The 17,944-nt window shown below is 68.2% G+C and carries 17 protein-coding genes; 15 read left to right on the plus strand and 2 right to left on the minus strand.

Translation table 11 applies throughout. From position 1 onward, the window contains the following. The first annotated feature begins 8 nt into the window (after positions 1-8). From bamA to BM393_RS05035, 8 genes are all read left to right on the plus strand, one after another. Entirely contained in the window at positions 9-2,312 is a 2,304-nt protein-coding gene (gene bamA, locus BM393_RS05000) for an outer membrane protein assembly factor BamA (RefSeq protein WP_091722986.1), read from the plus strand. Further along, the gene (locus tag BM393_RS05005) at positions 2,312-2,821 is read left to right on the plus strand and encodes an OmpH family outer membrane protein (protein ID WP_091722990.1); all 510 of its coding nucleotides are present in this window, start codon (positions 2,312-2,314) and stop codon (positions 2,819-2,821) included. Before bamA ends, BM393_RS05005 begins: the two co-directional genes overlap by 1 nt. 2 nt (positions 2,822-2,823) lie before the next feature. Next, positions 2,824-3,885 (plus strand): UDP-3-O-(3-hydroxymyristoyl)glucosamine N-acyltransferase, encoded by a 1,062-nt coding sequence (gene lpxD / locus BM393_RS05010; protein ID WP_091722993.1) that lies wholly within the window; start codon positions 2,824-2,826, stop codon positions 3,883-3,885. After that, positions 3,882-4,337 (plus strand): 3-hydroxyacyl-ACP dehydratase FabZ, encoded by a 456-nt coding sequence (gene fabZ, locus BM393_RS05015; RefSeq protein WP_091722999.1) that lies wholly within the window; start codon positions 3,882-3,884, stop codon positions 4,335-4,337. The genes lpxD and fabZ overlap by 4 nt, the downstream gene beginning before the upstream one ends. A gap of 38 nt (positions 4,338-4,375) precedes the next feature. Continuing rightward, on the plus strand, positions 4,376-5,167 hold the full coding sequence (gene lpxA, locus BM393_RS05020) for an acyl-ACP--UDP-N-acetylglucosamine O-acyltransferase (RefSeq protein ID WP_091723002.1): 792 nt from the start codon (positions 4,376-4,378) through the stop codon (positions 5,165-5,167). Between the two features lie 18 nt (positions 5,168-5,185). Next, on the plus strand, positions 5,186-6,331 hold the full coding sequence (gene lpxB, locus BM393_RS05025) for a lipid-A-disaccharide synthase (protein ID WP_091723005.1): 1,146 nt from the start codon (positions 5,186-5,188) through the stop codon (positions 6,329-6,331). After that, positions 6,303-6,968, plus strand: a complete 666-nt coding sequence (gene rnhB, locus BM393_RS05030) for a ribonuclease HII (protein WP_091723010.1) — start codon at positions 6,303-6,305, stop codon at positions 6,966-6,968. Before lpxB ends, rnhB begins: the two co-directional genes overlap by 29 nt. 77 nt (positions 6,969-7,045) lie before the next feature. After that, on the plus strand, positions 7,046-7,819 hold the full coding sequence (locus BM393_RS05035; RefSeq protein WP_091723015.1) for an RNA methyltransferase: 774 nt from the start codon (positions 7,046-7,048) through the stop codon (positions 7,817-7,819). A 31-nt stretch (positions 7,820-7,850) separates the two neighbouring features. Here BM393_RS05035 and BM393_RS05040 read toward each other — a convergent pair whose 3' ends face one another. Beyond that, a complete protein-coding gene (locus tag BM393_RS05040; RefSeq protein WP_091723019.1) occupies positions 7,851-8,744 on the minus strand; it encodes an EamA family transporter in 894 nt (297 codons plus the stop codon). 15 nt (positions 8,745-8,759) lie between these two features. Then, positions 8,760-9,581 (minus strand): pyruvate, water dikinase regulatory protein, encoded by an 822-nt coding sequence (locus tag BM393_RS05045; RefSeq protein WP_091723022.1) that lies wholly within the window; start codon positions 9,579-9,581, stop codon positions 8,760-8,762. Between the two features lie 311 nt (positions 9,582-9,892). On the opposite strand from BM393_RS05045, the gene ppsA reads away from it, so the two are divergent. The 7 genes from ppsA to dnaB all read left to right on the plus strand — a co-directional run bounded on the left by ppsA (position 9,893) and on the right by dnaB (position 17,923). Continuing rightward, positions 9,893-12,304 (plus strand): phosphoenolpyruvate synthase, encoded by a 2,412-nt coding sequence (gene ppsA / locus BM393_RS05050; protein ID WP_091723027.1) that lies wholly within the window; start codon positions 9,893-9,895, stop codon positions 12,302-12,304. 224 nt (positions 12,305-12,528) lie between these two features. Continuing rightward, positions 12,529-14,607: a sodium:solute symporter family protein gene (locus tag BM393_RS05055; protein ID WP_091723030.1), complete on the plus strand. Its 2,079-nt coding sequence runs from the start codon at positions 12,529-12,531 to the stop codon at positions 14,605-14,607. 169 nt (positions 14,608-14,776) lie between these two features. Next, positions 14,777-15,139: a 30S ribosomal protein S6 gene (gene rpsF, locus BM393_RS05060; RefSeq protein WP_091723036.1), complete on the plus strand. Its 363-nt coding sequence runs from the start codon at positions 14,777-14,779 to the stop codon at positions 15,137-15,139. A 57-nt stretch (positions 15,140-15,196) separates the two neighbouring features. Next, a complete protein-coding gene (gene priB, locus BM393_RS05065) occupies positions 15,197-15,481 on the plus strand; it encodes a primosomal replication protein N (protein WP_091723040.1) in 285 nt (94 codons plus the stop codon). A 64-nt stretch (positions 15,482-15,545) separates the two neighbouring features. Continuing rightward, positions 15,546-15,836 carry a 30S ribosomal protein S18 gene (gene rpsR / locus BM393_RS05070; RefSeq protein WP_067062534.1) on the plus strand — a complete coding sequence of 97 codons (291 nt, stop codon included), beginning with the start codon at positions 15,546-15,548 and terminating at the stop codon, positions 15,834-15,836. Between the two features lie 12 nt (positions 15,837-15,848). Beyond that, entirely contained in the window at positions 15,849-16,301 is a 453-nt protein-coding gene (gene rplI / locus BM393_RS05075) for a 50S ribosomal protein L9 (RefSeq protein ID WP_091723044.1), read from the plus strand. Between the two features lie 200 nt (positions 16,302-16,501). Beyond that, the gene (dnaB, locus tag BM393_RS05080) at positions 16,502-17,923 is read left to right on the plus strand and encodes a replicative DNA helicase (protein WP_091723049.1); all 1,422 of its coding nucleotides are present in this window, start codon (positions 16,502-16,504) and stop codon (positions 17,921-17,923) included. Positions 17,924-17,944: the final 21 nt, after the last annotated feature.

Below are 17,944 nucleotides of genomic sequence, written 5' to 3' on the forward strand. Positions count from 1 at the left end.
GCTTCCGCATGTCCCGATTCCTGCCCGACGCCCTGCGCCCCCACGTGATCCAACTGGCGGTGCTGGCCACCGCGCTGCACGCCGGTTCCGCCTGGGCCGCCGAACCGTTCGTACTCAAGGACATCCGCGTCGAAGGCCTGCAGCGTACCGACCCGGGCACGGTCTTCGCGGCGCTGCCCTTCCGCATCGGTGACACCTACAACGACGAGAAGGGCGCCGCCGCGCTGCGTGCGCTGTTCGCGACCGGCCTGTTCAAGGACGTGCGGATCAATCTCGACACCGATGCGGTCGTCATCGTGATCGAGGAACGTCCGATCATTGCCAACGTCAGCTTCGTCGGCCTCAAGGAATTCGACACCGAGGCCCTGACCAAGTCGCTGAAGGACGTGGGCATCGGCGAGGGCAAGCCCTTCGACAAGGCGCTGGCCGACCGCGCCGAGCAGGAACTCAAGCGGCAATACCTGACCCGCTCGCTGTACGGCGCCGAGGTCACGACGACGATCACCCCGATCGAGCGCAACCGCGTCAACGTCAGCTTCTCGGTGACCGAGGGCGAGCCGGCCAAGATCGCCGAGATCCGCATCCTCGGCAACAAGGTCTTCAGCGAGAGCACGCTGACCGGCCTGCTCGAGCAGACCACCTCCGGCTGGCTGACCTGGTACACCAAGACCGACCGCTATTCCCGCGCCAAGCTGAACGCGGACCTGGAGACGATCCGCTCGTACTACCTGAACCGCGGCTACCTGGAGTTCAACGTCGAGTCGACGCAGGTCACGATCTCGCCGGACAAGCAGAGCATCAGCGTCGCGATCACGATCAGCGAAGGCCAGCCCTACACCGTCAACGGCATCAAGCTCGAAGGCGACTTCCTCGGACGCGAGGAGGAGTTCAAGCGCCTGGTGGCGCTCAAGCCGGGCCAGCCCTACAACGGCGAGGCGGTGGCGCAGACGACGCGCAACTTCCAGGACCTGTACGGCACCTTCGGTTATGCCTTCGCCCGCGTCGAGAGCCGGCCCGAGATCGACCGCGCCACCGGCCAGGTCACCGTCACGCTGGTGGGCGAGCCGCAGCGCCGCGTCTACGTGCGCCGCGTGCTGATCTCCGGGAACACGCGCACCCGCGACGAGGTCATCCGCCGCGAGTTCCGCCAGTTCGAATCGTCCTGGTACGACGGCGCGCGCATCAAGGCCTCGCGCGATCGCGTCGAGCGGCTGGGCTACTTCAAGGACGTCACCATCGACACGACCGAGGTGCCGGGCTCGCCCGACCAAGTCGACGTCACCCTGACGGTGACGGAGCGTCCGACCGGCAACATCCAGATCGGCGCCGGCTACTCGAGCGCGAGCAAGCTGTCGCTGTCCGGCTCGATCTCGCAGGAGAACGTGTTCGGCTCCGGCAACTACCTGGGCATCCAGGTCAACACCGCCAGCACCGGTCGCTCGCTGGGCGTGACGACGGTGGACCCGTACTTCACGGTCGACGGCGTGTCGCGCGCGATCGACGTGTTCTACCGCACCGTCAAGCCGATCAACAACCTGGGCGAGGAATACGAGTTCGCCTCGTACGGCGGCTCGGTCAAGTTCGGCGTGCCGTTCTCGGAAGACGACACCGTGTTCTTCGGCATCGGCTACGAGACCACGCGCATCACGACGCGCACCGGCCTGCCCAACAGCTACTGGCTGTTCCGCGAGCAGTTCGGCGCCTCGGCGATGTCCATCCCGCTGACGATCGGCTGGAAGAAGGACAACCGTGACTCGGTGATCACGCCGACCGCCGGTGCGATGAAGCGCGTCAACCTGGAAATGAGCCCGGTCGGCGACTCGCGCTACACGATCGCCAACCTGCAGTACCAGGAGTTCTTCCCGCTGGGCCGCAAGTTCTCGCTGATGATCAACGGCGAATTCGCCTACGGCAAGGGCCTGGGCGGCCGGCCGTATCCGATCTTCAAGAACTTCTACGGCGGTGGCCTGGGCTCGGTGCGGGTGTTCGAGCCCGGCACGCTGGGTCCGGTCGACGTCACCGGTTCCTACACCGGCGGCAACCGCAAGTTCAACCTGAACACCGAGTTCTACGTCCCGGTGCCGGGCTCCGGCAACGACAAGAGCTTCCGCCTGTTCGGCTTCCTCGACGCCGGCAATGTCTGGGGGCAGGACGAGAAGCTGGACTTCCAGGACGTCCGGGCCTCGGCCGGCGTGGGCATCAGCTGGCTGTCGCCGATGGGCCCGCTGCGCCTGAGCTACGGCTCGCCGATCCGCAAGAAGTCCACGGATAGAATCGAGCGATTCCAATTCCAGATCGGGACTGCATTCTGATGAAGAGCAAGCTGTCGCAGATCGTCGCCACCGTCCTGTTGGCGGGTGCGACGACCCTGGGCGCGCAAGCCCAGGAAGTCAAGATCGGCTACGTCAACAGCGAGCGGATCCTGCGCGAGACCAACCTGGCCAAGGCCGCCGAGACCAAGCTGCAGGCCGAGTTCAGCCGCCGCGAAAAGGCCCTGCTGGACCTAGAGACCAAGCTGCGCGGCGCCGCCGAGAAGCTCGACAAGGACAGCCCCGCGCTGAGCGAAGCCGAACGGGGTCGCCGCCAGCGCGAGCTGATCGAGCAGGACCGCGACCTGCAGCGCAAGCGCCGCGAGTTCAACGAGGACGTTGCCCAGCGCAAGAACGAGGAACTCTCCGCGGTGATCGAGAAGGCCAACAAGGTCATCAAGAAGATCTTCGAGGATGACAAGTACGACCTGATCGTTCAGGATGCGATTCATGCCAGCCCCCGCGTGGACATCACGAAGAAGGTGATCGACCAGCTCAACGCTCAGAAGTGACCATGAAACAGCTTGTGGTCTCGGATCTGATCGCCGCCTTGGGCGGCGATCTTGTTGGTGCCTCCGATGTGGCGATCGGCGCGATCGCGCCCCTGGAGGAAGCCGGCGCGGACGCGATCGCCTTCCTCTCGAATCCGAAGTACGAGGCCCAGCTCGCCACTACGGGCGCGGCCTGCGTGATCGTGTCGCCCAAGCTGGCCGAGGCCGCCGCGGCGCGCCGGGGGGATGGCTCGACCGCCTGCTGCATCGTCGCGCCGGATCCCTACCTCTATTTCGCCCGGCTGACCCAGTGGTGGGCCGCGAACATGCGCAAGCCGCGCGCGGCGCCGGCCATCCATCCGACGGCCACCGTCGCGGCGGATGCGACCCTGGGCCGCGACGTCGAGGTCGGCCCGCATGCGGTGATCGAATCCGGCGCGGTGCTGGGCGACGGCGCCCGCATCGGCGCGCACACCATCGTCGAACAGGACGCCCGCGTCGGCGCGCACACGCGCCTGGCGCCCCATGTGGTGTTCGGCCATGACTGCGTGATCGGTGCCCACTCGCTGGTGCACAGCGGCGTGGTGATCGGCGCCGACGGTTTCGGCTTCGCGCCCACCAAGGGCGCCGCCGGCGTCGAGTGGGTGAAGATCGAGCAGCTCGGCGCGGTGTGCATCGGCGACGGCGTCGAGATCGGCGCCAACACCTGCATCGACCGCGGCGCGCTGGGCGACACCGTGATCGCCGACGGCGTGATCATCGACAACCTCGTCCAGATCGCCCACAACGTGAAGATCGGCCGCGGCACGGCCATCGCCGGCGCGGTGGCGATCGCGGGCAGTGCCGAGATCGGCGCGAACTGCATCGTGGCCGGCGCGGCGCGCATCAACGGCCACATCAAGATCACCGACGGCGTGCAGATCGGCCCGACGGCCAACATCAGCAACAGCATCGACAAGGCCGGCGCCTACGCCGGCATGTGGCCCTTCGAGGACGCCGCGTCCTGGCAGAAGAACGCCGCCGCGCTGCGCGGGCTCTATGAGCTGCGCCAGCGCGTGCGAGCCTTGGAAAAGAAGACGACATGAACGAGACCCGCATCGACATCCACGGCATCCTCGAGAAGCTGCCCCATCGCTACCCGATCCTGCTGGTGGACCGCGTCCTGGAGGTGGAGAAGGGCGTGCGCATCCGCGCGATCAAGAACGTCAGCATCAACGAGCCCTTCTTCCTGGGCCACTTCCCGCACCGGCCGGTGATGCCGGGCGTGCTGATCCTGGAAGCGCTGGCGCAGGCCGCGACGCTGCTGGCGGTGGAGAGCTACAACTTCACGCTGGACGAGAACCATGTCGTGTACTTCGCCGGCATCGACAACGCCCGCTTCAAGCGCCCGGTGGAGCCGGGCGACCAGTTGATCCTGGAAGTGACGCTGGACCGCGCCAAGGCCGGCATCTACAAGTTCGGCGCCAAGGCGCTGGTGGGCACCGACATCGTGGCCGAGGCCGGCCTGATGTGCACGATGCGCAAGCTGGACTGCTGATCCGGCGTCCGCCCCGTTTCCGCAGCCTCCTCACGCCCATGGCCCAGATCCATCCCACCGCCATCGTCGATCCGAAGGCGCAGCTCGACGACACTGTCCAGGTCGGTCCCTACGCGGTGATCGGCCCCGAGGTGCGCATCGGCGCGGGCACGCGCATCGGTCCGCACACCGTCGTCGAGGGCAGGACCACGATCGGCCGCGACAACGTCATCTTCCAGTTCGCGTCGATCGGCGCGATGCCGCAGGACATGAGCCATGGCGGCGAGGTGACGGAGCTGGTGATCGGCGATCGCAACACGATCCGCGAGTTCTGCACCTTCAACACCGGCACCTTCAAGGAGCAGGGCGTCACCCGCGTCGGCTCGGACAACTGGATCATGGCCTACGTGCATCTGGCGCATGACGTGATCGTCGGCGACCACTGCGTGCTGGCCAACAACGCCACGCTGGCCGGCCACGTCCATGTCGGCGACTGGGCGACCATCGGCGGCCTGACCGGCGTCCACCAGTTCGTGCATGTCGGCGCGCACGCGATGATCGGCTTCCAGGGGCATGTCGCGCAGGACGTCGCCCCGTACATGACCGTCGACGGCAATCCGCTGACGGTGCGGGCGGTCAACCTCACCGGGCTGCGCCGCCGCGGCTTCAGCAATGACCGGCTGGGCGTGATCCGCCAGGTCCACAAGCTGCTGTTCCGCGACGGCACGACGCTGGAGCAGTCGGTGGCCAACCTGGAGGCGCTCAAGCAAGGCCAGGACGCGGAGTCCATCCGCGACATCCAGGTGATGCTGGACTTCCTGGCCGGCGCCAAGCGCGGCCTCGTCCGCTGATCGGCCCGGACGCCTGACATGACCTCCACGGATCCTCGACTGGGCCTGGTGGCCGGCGAGGCCTCCGGGGACCTGCTCGCGAGCCTGCTGCTGCAGGGCTTGAAGGCGCGCTGGCCGGACCTGACCGCCGCGGGCATCGGCGGGCCGAAGATGCAGGCGCAGGGCTTCGACGCCTGGTGGCCCAGCCACAAGCTGTCGATCTTCGGCTACTGGGACGCGATCAAGAACATCCGCGAGCTGCTGGCGATCCGCCGCCAGCTCGGGGATCGGCTGCTGGCGGAGCGCCCGTCGGTGTTCGTCGGCGTCGACGCGCCGGACTTCAATTTCGGCCTGGAGCAGCGGCTGCGCGAAGCCGGCATCAAGACCGTGCACTTCGTCTGCCCGTCGATCTGGGCCTGGCGCGCGGAGCGCGTCACCACGATCAAGCGCAGCGCGGACCACGTGCTGTGCCTGTTCCCGTTCGAGCCCGAGATCCTGGCCAAGGCCGGCATCCCGGCGACCTACGTCGGCCACCCGCTCGCGGACCAGATCCCGCTCGAGCCGCCCCGCGAGGATGCCCGCGCCGCGCTCGGCCTGGCGGAGGGCGACACGGTCGTCGCGATCCTGCCGGGCAGCCGCCGCAGCGAGTTGACCTACATCGGCCCGCCGCTGCTGCAGGCGGCCCAGCGGATGCTGCAGGCGCGGCCGGCGCTGCGCTTCGTGATCCCGATCGCGCCGGGGTTGCGGCCGATGGTCGAGGCGCTGATGGCCGAGCATGGCCAGGGCCTGCCGATGACGCTGGTGGACGGCCGCGCGCAGGACGCGCTGGCCGCCTGCGACCTGACGCTGGTCGCCAGCGGCACCGCGACGCTGGAGGCGGCACTGCTCAAGCGCCCGATCGTGATCGCCTACAAGCTGCACTGGTTCAATGCCTGGCGGATGAAGGGCAAGGCGCTGTTGCCGTGGGTGGGCTTGCCCAACGTGCTGGCGCGTGAGACGCTGGTGCCGGAATGCCTGCAGGACGAGTGCACCGGCGAGCGCATCGCCCGCGAGGGCCTGGCGTGGCTGGACGACGCGCCCCGGCGCGAGCGGCTGCGCGAGCGCTTCCTCGAGATCCACCAACAGCTGCGCTGCAACACCGCGCGAAGGGCCGGCGATGCGATCGCGAAAATCCTCGGCGCCTGAACGTCCGACGCAGCTCGGCCTCGAGTGGGCCGGCGAGGGCCTGCTGTGCGGCGTCGACGAGGCGGGGCGGGGCCCGCTGGCCGGACCGGTGGTCGCGGCGGCGGTGATCCTCGACGACCAGAGTCCGATCAAGGGCTTGAACGACTCGAAGGTGCTGAGCGAGAAGAAGCGCGAGCAGCTCTTCGACGAGATCCGTGCCAAGGCGCTGTGCTTCTGCATCGCGGAGGCGACGGTTGAGGAGATCGACCGCATCAACATCCTGCAGGCGACGATGCTGGCGATGCGCCGCGCGGTCGAGGGCCTGCGGCTGAAGCCCGGGCGCGTCCAGGTGGACGGCAACCGGCTGCCGGTGCTGCGCATCCCGGCCGAGGCGATCGTCCGGGGCGATGCGCTGGTGCCGGCGATCTCGGCGGCGTCCATCCTGGCCAAGGTGCACCGCGACCGCTTCTGCCTGCAGATGCATGAGCAGCATCCGCAGTACGGCTTCGACAGCCACAAGGGCTACGGCACGCGCGAGCACCTCGAGGCGCTGCGCGTGCATGGCGCGACGGTCTGGCATCGGCAGAGCTTTGCGCCGGTGCGGTCGCTCGACCTGAGCGACATGCGCCTGGCGGTCGACGCCGCGGCGCTGGACTGAGCGCATCCCGCCGCGCGAACGCTCCTCCCGGAGCGCGCGCGGCCCCGTTCGTTGGATCACTTTGAAGAAGGCGCCGCATGAGCTGGCAGTCGATCACCGCCCGAGACAACCCCCACCTGCAGCGCCTGCGCAAGCTGGCGCAGGACGGCGGCGCCTACCGCAAGTTGGGCGGCGTGTGGCTGGAGGGCGATCACCTGGCGCGCGCCGCGGTGCAGCGCGGCGTGCGGCCGGCGCTGGCGCTGATCACCGACGTGGCGGCGGCCGACGAGGCGCTGCGCGCGCTGGCCGACGCGGCGCCGAAGGTGCTGGTCGTCTCGCCGGCGCTGTTCAAGACGGTGTCGGGGCTGGAGTCGCCGGCGCAGATCGGCTTCGAACTGGCGTTGCCGGCGCAGCCGCGCATCGATGCCGGGGCGGATTCCGTCGTGCTGGACCGGCTGCAGGACGCGGGCAACGTCGGCACGATCCTGCGCAGCGCCGCGGCGCTCGGGTTCCGGCAAATGCTCGCGCTGAAGGGCACGGCGGCGCTGTGGTCGCCCAAGGTGCTGCGCGCGGGCATGGGCGCGCATTTCGGGCTGAGCTTGATCGAGGGGCTGGCTGTCGAGGACCTCGACGCGCTGAAGGTGCCGCTGCTGGCGACCAGCTCGCACGCCGATGCGCTGCTGCATCAGGCCGAGCTGCCGAGCCCCTGCGCCTGGGTCATGGGCCACGAAGGGCAGGGCGTCGGCGAGGCGTTGATGCGGCGCTGCGCCCTGCGCGTCGGCATCCCACAGCCCGGCGGCGAGGAGTCGCTGAACGTCGCGAGCGCGGCGTCGATCTGTCTCTACGAATCCGCCAGGCGGCGGCTGGGCTGAAGGTCCGCGTGAGGCGAGGGCCGGAGGGTGGTCAACGCGCCACCGCCAGCGCCGCCACGCCAAGCGCGATGAGCGCCGCCCCGGCGATGCGCCAGCCACGTTCGCCCTCGCCGAGCAATTGCCCGCCGATCAGCGCGGCGAACAGCATCGACAGCTCCCGCGCCGGCGCCACGCGCGACAAGGGCGCCAGCTTCATCGCGTAGAGCACCAGGATGTAGGCCGCCGGTGAGCCGATGGCTACCACCAGCGCATGCTTCCACTGCCGGCGCAGCGCCGGCAGGAATCCCGCCCGATCGCGCAGCACCGCCGGCAGGCTGACCGGCACGCGCAGCAGGTTGCAGAAGTAGTCGTAAAGGATGGGCGACAGCGCCAGGACCTTCACCGCGTAGCCGTCGATCACGCTGTAGGCGGCGATGGTCGCGCCGGTCAGCGCTCCCCACGCGATGCCCAACTTGCGTCTGCGCTGTCGCTCAGGATCGGCGCTCGCCGCGTCCTTGGCGAAGAAGGCAGGCCCCGCCGCCATCAGCAGGATGCCGCCGACCACGCCCGCCAGGCCCAGCGCGCCGCCCAGCCCCAGGTGCTCGCCCAGCAGCAGCACGGCCACGAGCGAGGACAGCAGCGGTCCGCTGCCGCGCGCGACCGGATAGACCACCGTCATGTCCGCCGCGCGATAACCGGCGAGCAGCGCGTTGAAGTAGGCCAGGTGAACGACGGCGCTCGCGGCCGTGGCGGTCCACGCCTGCCAGCCCCAACTGGGCAACTCGTCGAGCCCGACCACGAAGACGGCCGGCAGCCACAGCAGGCTGACGCCAAGCGCCGTCATGCAGGCGAAGTGATGGTTGCCCTGCGCCTTCTTCGCGGCGAAGTTCCACAGCGCGTGGATCAGCGCCGCCGCGACGACCAGGGCCAGCGCGGAAGCCGGCATCCGTCGTCGCCGGGCTCAATACATCAGCCGGTCCGGGCGGATGTCGCGAAGGATCGTCGTCGCGATCTCCTCGATCGACTTGTGCGTCGACGACAGCCAGTTGATGCCGGCCTTCTTCATCATCGTCTCCGCCTCGCGGACCTCGTAATGGCAGTTCATCAGGTCGGCGTACTTGCTGCCCGGGCGGCGCTCGTTGCGCACCTGCGCCAGGCGCTCCGGATCGATCGTCAGGCCGAAACACTTCTTCTTGTGGGGCACCAGCAGCGAAGGCAGATGACCGCGCTCGAAGTCCTCGGGGATCAGCGGGTAGTTGGCCGCCTTGATGCCGTGCTGCATCGCCAGGTACAGCGAGGTGGGCGTCTTGCCGCAGCGGCTCACGCCGACCAGGATCACGTCCGCCGAATCGAGGTTGCGCGCGGACTGGCCATCGTCATGCGCCAGCGAGAAGTTGATCGCCTCGATCCGGTCGTGGTACTCCTGGCTCTTGGCGACGTCGGAGAAACGCCCGACGCGGTGGCTGGACTTGATGCGGAATTCATCCTCCAGCGGCGCGATGAAGGTCCCGAACATGTCCATCACCAGGCCCTTGCACTCCTGGCGCACCACGTTGAGCACCTCGCGGTTCACCAGCGTGGCGAAGACGATGGGCCGCACGCCTTCGCGCTCGCCGGTCTCGTTGATCTCCTGCACCAGCTGGTGTGCCTTCTCGCCGCTGTCGATGAACGGGCGCCGCACATGGCGGGCCTTGACCGAGAACTGCGCCAGGATGGAGTTACCGAAGGTTTCGGCGGTGATGCCGGTGCCATCCGAGACGAAGTAGACGGTGTGCTGGGTCATGTCAGGCCTTTGAAACCGGTCGGGGAGCCTTCGCGGAAGCGGGCACGCCGCGTGCCGAAGCGAGAAGTTTCGCCGGTGGATCTCACCGGCCCGGCCCCGAACGAGGGCTTACATCATAGATCGGCCTCCCACTAGAATCGCCCGCAACTTGCCCCTGCCCACCGCATGAACGCCACGCCGCGACGCCCACAAGAATCGACAAGACCTGTCGTGCGCCGTGCCATGCCCGTCTCCCTCGAAGCCGCCGGCCGCGCCGGCCCGCTCGGGAGCGCGCGGGGAGCCCCGGTTTCTCAACATCACGGAGTTTTCCCATGTCTGATGCACGCTTCGAGGCGACCGCCCTGGTCGTACCCTTCGAGAAACTGAGGATGACCGACGTCGAGTCGGTGGGCGGCAAGAACGCCTCGCTCGGCGAAATGATCTCGCAGCTGGCCCAGTCCGGCGTGCGGGTCCCCGGCGGCTTCGCGACCACCGCGCATGCCTTCCGCGACTTCCTCAAGCACGAGGGCCTGGATGCCCGCATCCAGCGTCGCCTGGCCGACCTGAACACCGACGACGTGCGCGCCCTGGCCGCCGCCGGCGCCGAGATCCGCGGCTGGGTCGAGGCCCAGCCTTTCCCGGCCGACCTGGAAGCGGCCATCCGCGCCGAATTCGAGCGCCTGACCGCTGGCAACCCGGACGCGTCCTTCGCCGTGCGCTCGTCCGCGACCGCCGAGGACCTGCCCGACGCCTCCTTCGCCGGCCAGCAGGAGACCTTCCTGAACGTCGTCGGCATCGAGGACGTGCTGCACAAGATGAAGGAAGTCTTCGCGTCGCTCTACAACGACCGCGCGATCAGCTACCGCGTGCACAAGGGCTTCGCCCACGCGGACGTGGCGCTGTCGGCGGGTGTGCAGCGCATGGTGCGCTCCGACCTGGGCGCCGCCGGCGTCATGTTCACCATCGACACCGAGTCCGGCTTCAAGGACGTCGTCTTCATCACCTCCAGCTACGGCCTGGGCGAGACGGTGGTGCAGGGCGCGGTCAACCCCGACGAGTTCTACGTCCACAAGCCGGCGCTGCAGCGCGGCAAGTTCGCGCTGATCCGGCGCAACCTCGGCTCCAAGCTGATCCAGATGACCTTCTCGACCCCGGAAGAGAAGGCCGCCAGCGGCAAGCTGGTCAAGACGGTGGAGGTCGAGGTCGAGCAGCGCAACCGCTACTCGCTCAATGACGACGACGTCATCGAACTGGCCAGGTACGCGCTGATCATCGAGCAGCACTATGGCCGCCCGATGGACATCGAGTGGGGCAAGGACGGCAACGACGGCAAGCTCTACATCCTGCAGGCGCGCCCGGAGACGGTGAAGAGCCAGGCCGAAGGCCAGGTCGAGCAGCGCTTCAAGCTCAAGGGCCAGGGCACGGTGCTGGCCGAGGGCCGCGCGATCGGCCAGAAGATCGGCACCGGCCCGGTGCGGCTGGTCGACAGCGTGGCGGAGATGGAACGGGTGCAGCCCGGCGACGTGCTGGTCACCGACATGACCGACCCGAACTGGGAACCGGTCATGAAGCGCGCCAGCGCCATCGTCACCAACCGCGGCGGCCGCACCTGCCACGCGGCCATCATCGCGCGCGAGCTGGGCATCCCGGCGGTGGTCGGCTGCGGCGACGCGACCGACAAGCTCAAGGACGGCCAGCTGGTGACCGTGGCCTGCTCCGAGGGCGACACCGGCTTCATCTACGACGGCCTGCTCGAGACCGAGGTCAGCGAGGTGCACCGCGGCGAGATGCCCTACAGCCCGGTGAAGATCATGATGAACGTCGGCAATCCGCAGCTGGCCTTCAACTTCGCGCAGATGCCCAACAGCGGCGTCGGCCTGGCGCGCCTCGAGTTCATCATCAACAACAACATCGGCGTCCACCCGAAGGCGATCCTGGACTATCCGAACATCGACAACGACCTGAAGAAGGCGGTCGAGTCGGTGGCCCGCGGCCATGCGTCGCCGCGCGCCTTCTACGTCGACAAGCTGGCCGAGGGCATCGCGACCATCGCGGCCGCGTTCTGGCCGCAGCCGGTGATCGTGCGTCTGTCCGACTTCAAGAGCAACGAGTACCGCAAGCTGATCGGCGGCTCGCGCTACGAGCCGGACGAAGAGAACCCGATGCTGGGCTTCCGTGGCGCGTCGCGCTACATCTCGGGCGAGTTCCAGGACGCGTTCGCGATGGAATGCGAGGCGCTCAAGCGCGTGCGCAACGACATGGGCCTGACCAACGTCGAGATCATGGTGCCCTTCGTCCGCACCGTCAGGCAGGCCGAGAAGGTCGTGGCGATGCTGGCCGAGCGCGGCCTGAAGCGCGCGGCCGCGGGCGGCCAGGATGGCCTGCGGGTCATCATGATGTGCGAGGTCCCGAGCAACGCCATCCTGGCCGAGCAGTTCCTGGAGCATTTCGACGGCATGTCGATCGGTTCCAACGACCTGACGCAGCTGACGCTGGGCCTGGACCGCGATTCCGGCCTGGAGCTGCTGTCGGGCGACTTCGACGAACGCGACCCGGCGGTCAAGGCAATGATCTCGCGCGCCATCACGGCGTGCCGCGCCACCGGCAAGTACATCGGCATCTGCGGCCAGGGTCCCAGCGATCATCCTGACTTCGCCGAATGGCTGGCTGCCGAGGGCATCGTGTCGCTGTCCCTGAACCCGGACACCGTCGTCGACACCTGGCAGCGCCTCGCCAAGCGCTGACCCCACCGCACCCCACCCACGGCCCGCAAGGGCCGTTTTTCATGGCAGTCCCCACTCCCAATCCGTGGCAGGACGACAGTGATGGGGGACGGCAGGTCGCGGGGTTTTGGCGCTCGCCGCCAAGGCCCCGCGACCTGGCGGCCAGCGCGCCGCCCGACGCAGTGAAGCAAGACCGGGGAAGTTGTGGATGTGTCTCCCCGCCAAGCCGGCGATGATCCCCACCCATGTCCACGCCCCCGTCCGATGCCGCGTTCCGCCGCCGGCTCCACCGCAACTACGGTGCCTACACGATCGGCTTCGTGCTGCTTGTTGGCGCGCTGGGCGTGCTGGAGCGGATGGGCATGCCCAAGCAGTGGCTGGGTTTTTCCTTCCTGCTGCTGACGGTGCTGGTCTACGCCGGCATTGGCGTCTTCAGCCGCACCACTGACCCGGTCGAGTATTACGTTGCCGGCCGGCGCGTCCCGGCGTTTTACAACGGCATGGCCGCGGGCGCCGACTGGATGAGTGCGGCGAGTTTCCTCGGCATGGCGGGCAGCCTGTACCTGGCGGGTTACGGCGGCCTGGCCTTCGTCCTGGGATGGACCGGCGGCTTCTGCCTGGTCGCGCTGCTGCTGGCGCCGTACCTGCGCCGTTTCGGCGGCTTCACCGTGCCGGACTTCCTCGCCGCCCGCTTCGAGAGTCGCGGGCTGCGCGTGATGGGCGCGGCGGCGGCGGTGCTGGTGTCGTTCATCTACCTGGTCGCGCAGATCTACGCGATCGGCCTGATCACCACCCGGCTGACGGGCCTGACCTTCGAGATCGGCCTGTTCGTCGGCCTGGGCGGCGTGCTGGTGTGCTCCTTCCTCGGCGGCATGCGGGCCGTGACCTGGACCCAGGTGGCGCAGTACATCATCATGATCCTGGCCTACGTGGTGCCGGTGATGTGGTTGTCGACGCAGCAGACCGGCTTCCCGCTGCCGCAGTTCACCGCGGGCGGCGAGGTCCGCGAGATCACCGCGCGCGAGCAGCAACTGCTGCACGATCCGAAGGAGCTGCAGGTCAGAGGCCTGCACGAGCAGCGCGCGAAGGACTTCCAGCAGCTGATCGCCGGCCTGCCGCAGTCGCTCGACGCCGAGCGCCAGCGTGTCTCCCAGGTGATCGCCCGGCTGAAGGCCGAGGATGCGCCGCTGGCGCAGATCCAGGCGGCGGAGAAAGTCCGTGCCGCGCTGCCGCGCACCGAGGCGGAAGCCCGAGAGCTGTGGCAGCGCGCCGTGGTCGCCAACCACCAGCGGGCCGAGCCGCTGGCCGGCATGCCGCCGCATGCGAGGCCCTTCGCCGGCGATCCCGACGGCACGCCGGCGGAGCAGGAGGCCTACTCGCTGTCGCGGCGCAACTTCCTGGCGCTGGTGCTGGTGCTGATGGTCGGCACCGCCGGCCTGCCGCACATCCTGACCCGCTACTACACGGTGCCCACGGTGGCGGAGGCCCGCACCTCGGTGGCCTGGACGCTGTTCTTCATCGCGCTGCTCTACCTGTTCGCGCCGGCGCTGGCGGTGATGCTCAAGCACGAGGTGCTGCATCAGCTCGTGGGGACGCCGATCGCCGAGCTGCCGGGCTGGATGAAGCAATGGATGCGGGTCGATCCCGGCCTGCTGAGCATCCAGGACATCAACCAGGACGGGATCCTGCAGCTCGGCGAGCTGAAACTGGGCGGCGACGTCGTCATGCTGATGACGCCCGAGCTGGCCGGGCTGCCGCATGTGCTGGCCGCGATGGTGGCGGCCGGCGCGCTGGCCGCGGCGCTGTCGACAGCGGACGGGCTGCTGCTGACGATCTCCAGTGCGCTGTCCCACGACGTCTACTACCGGGTCATGAATCCGCGCGCATCGATGACGCAGCGGGTGACCATCTCGAAGGCGCTGCTGCTGGCCACCGCGCTGACGGCCGCGGCGGTGGCCGCGCAGAAGCCGGCGGACATTTTGCTGCTGGTGTCGGCGGCGTTCTCCTTGTCGGGTTCGACGCTGGTGCCGGTGCTGGTCGCGGGCATCTTCTGGAAACGGGCCAACAAGCAGGGCGCCGCCGCCGGCATGCTGGTCGGGCTGGGGGTGACGCTGTATTACATGGTCGGCGCGCATGCCGGCCTGCGCCAGGCGCTGGGCCTGGGCGGCGAGCCGCAGCTCTGGTGGGGCATCCAGCCGATGGCCGCGGCGCTGTTCGGCCTGCCGGCGGGCGTGGCGGCGCTGGTGGCGGTCAGTCTGCTGACCCCGCCGCCCTCGTCGACGGCCCGGGCGCTGCAGGGGCGGGTGACGGGTGCCGCGCCCTGAATCCGCCGCGTCCGCAGCCCGGCGCTGGACGGCGACCCCCGGGCTCGACTAGAATCCGCGATTCCCTTGCCGGGCCCAGGAGTTGACGCTGGGGTCCGGCTTTCAGGCCAAGGGCAGGGCATCTTCGGATGCCGGTGCCGGCGGTCGTTGAAACCCATAAGGAGTTCACATGCGTCACTATGAGATCGTTCTGCTGATCCATCCGGATCAAAGCGAACAAGTTCCGGCGATGCTGGAGCGCTACAAGGGCCTGGTCACCAACGGTGGTGGCAAGGTGCATCGCGTGGAAGACTGGGGCCGCCGTCAGCTGGCCTACATGATCCAGAAGCTGGCCAAGGCGCATTACCTGTGCCTGAACATCGAGTGCAGCAAGGAAGTCCTGGCTGAAATCGAAACCGGCTTCCGCTTCAACGACGCCGTGCTGCGTCACCTGACCGTCGTCAAGGACAAGGCCGAGACGAACCCGTCGGTGATGATGAAGGCCGTCGAGCGCGAAGAAGCCCGCAAGGCTCCGCAAGAAGCGTCCGCCTGAGCTGACAGGCGCGACTCCCTGACGTTCTCGTAATCCTGCCCGCCGATCCGCGCACGCATGAACCGACTGGTGCTGCAGGCGCAGATCCTCGAGAAAGCGGCTCTCCGATACACCCCCGCCGGGCTCCCCGCCCTGGACCTGATGCTCAAGCATGAGTCCATGGCCGACGAAGCCGGCGCTCCGCGCAAGATCGCGCTGGAGATCAAGGCGGTGGCCATCGGCGAGATCGTGAAGCGGGTGCAGGCGCTGGACCTGGCGGAGAAGACGGTGTTCACCGGCTTCCTCTCGGCCCAGCGGCAAGGTCGGGGCACGGTGTTTCACATCACCGGCCTGGACGCCTGACAAGGATTGAAGAGAGCGGCACGTCGCGCGATTCGTTTACATCTGGATAGATCAAGAGGTCACTATGCCCCCGCCACGTGGTAAAGGTCGGTTCTCCAAGGACCGCAAGCCCAAGCGCAACCAACAATCGCTGCTGTTCCGGCGCAAGCGTTTCTGCCGCTTCACCGTCGCCGGTGTCGAGCAGATCGACTACAAGGACGTCGACGTCCTGCGCGACTTCATCAGCGAAAACGGCAAGATCGTTCCCGCTCGCCTGACCGGCACGCGCGCGTTCTTCCAGCGTCAGCTGTCGGTGTGCATCAAGCGCGCCCGCTACCTGGCCCTGCTGCCCTACAGCGACCAGCACAAGGTCTAAGGAGTCCACCCCATGCAAGTCATCCTGCTGGAAAAAGTGGCCAACCTGGGCAACCTCGGCGACGTCGTCAAGGTCAAGGACGGCTACGCCCGCAACTTCCTGATCCCGACCCGTCAAGCGCGCCGCGCCACGGAAGCCGCGATCAAGGAATTCGAAGCCAAGCGCGCCGAACTGGAAAAGGTCGCCGCCGAGAAGCTGGCCGCCGCGCAAGCCCTGGGCGAGAAGATCGCCGGCACCACCGTCACCATCTCGCAGAAGGCCGGCGTTGACGGTCGTCTGTTCGGTTCGGTGACCAACGCCGACATCGCCGAAGCGCTGACCAAGGCCGGCACGGCCATCGTCAAGTCGCAGGTGCGCCTGCCCAACGGTCCGCTGAAGACCGTCGGCGAGTTCCCCGTCTCCGTCGCTCCGCACACCGACGTGGTGGCGGAAGTGACCGTGAAGGTCGTCGCCGAAGTCGAGTAATCGCTCGATACATCCGGCGGGCGCTCTGCGCGTCCACCGGACATTCCCCAGCTTTGCAGCGCCGCCAGGGGCTGCAACGATGGAGGAAGGCCCAAAGAAAGCCGACAGCTGCGAAGCCGTCGGCTTTCTGCTTTTTCGAGGCGGCGAAACCCACAGCCGGCCCACACGCTATCAATAGCTCATCCACAGGCTTGTCCACAATGTCCGCGATCTTCACCACGCCCGGGTCCGGTGCCAGCGACAGCGAAATCGCGCGATTGCGCGTGCCGCCGAACTCGGTGGAGGCCGAGCAGAGCGTGCTCGGCGGCCTGCTGATCGACAACACCGCCTGGGACAAGGCGGCGGACACGCTCAGCGACACCGACTTCTACCGCTACGAGCACAAGCAGATCTACGCCGCGATCGGCAAGCTGGTGAATGCCGGCAAGCCGGCGGACGTGGTGACCGTGTTCGAGGAGCTGACCTCGGTCGGCAAGGCCGAGGAGTGCGGCGGCCTGGCCTACCTGAATGCGTTGGCGCAGGGCGTGCCCAGTGCCGCCAACCTGCGCCGTTACGCCGAGATCGTTCGCGAGCGGGCGATCCTGCGCAAGCTGGTGGCCACCTCCGACGAGATCGCCACCGCCGCCCTGAATCCCGCCGGCCGCGCGGTCAACGAGATCCTGGACGAGGCCGAAGGCAAGATCTTCCGCATCAACGAGGAAGGCTCGCGCGGCGGCACCGGTTTCCAGAGCATGGACCGGCTGATGGTCGAGCTGATGGACCGCGTCAACGAGCTGGCCGAGCAGGGCGCCGAGGACGTCACCGGCGTGCGCACCGGCTTCTACGACCTGGACCGCATGACGGCCGGCCTGCAGCGCGGCGACCTGATCATCCTGGCGGCGCGGCCGTCGATGGGCAAGACCGCGTTCGCGATCAACATCGGCGAGGCGGTGGCCATCAACGAGGGCCTGCCGGTCATCATCTATTCGATGGAAATGGGCGCGGCGCAGCTGGCGCTGCGGATGGTCGGCTCGATCGGCCGCATCGACCAGAGCAACCTGCGCACCGGCCGCCTGAAGGACGATGAATGGGGCCGCCTGGCCGAGGCGGTCGACAAGCTCGGCAACGCGCCGATCTACATCGACGAAAGCCCCGGCCTCTCGCCCAGCGAAGTGCGCGCCAGAGCGCGGCGCCAGGCGCGGATCTCGGGCCAGATCGGCCTGATCATCATCGACTACCTGCAGCTGATGAGCGGCAACGGCGGCGGTTCTGAGGAGAACCGCGCGACGGTGGTGGGCGAGATCTCGCGGGGCTTGAAGGCGCTGGCCAAGGAGCTGCGCTGCCCGGTGATCGCGCTGTCGCAGCTGAACCGCTCGGTGGAAACGCGGCCGGACAAGCGGCCGATGATGTCCGACCTGCGCGAGTCGGGCGCCATCGAGCAGGACGCGGACATCATCATGTTCATCTACCGCGACGAGTACTACACCAAGGACGAGTGCAAGGAGCCGGGCGTGGCGGAGATCATCATCGCCAAGCAGCGTAACGGCCCGGTGGGCACGGTGAAGCTGGCCTTCGCGCGGCAGAACACCAAGTTCGAGAACCTCGCGCCGGGCTACGTGAGCCCGGGAGGCGACGAGTACTGATCCGGGCAATGACACCCGTAA

It is taken from the genome of Mitsuaria sp. PDC51, assembly GCF_900113225.1.
Taxonomy (GTDB): domain Bacteria; phylum Pseudomonadota; class Gammaproteobacteria; order Burkholderiales; family Burkholderiaceae_C; genus Roseateles.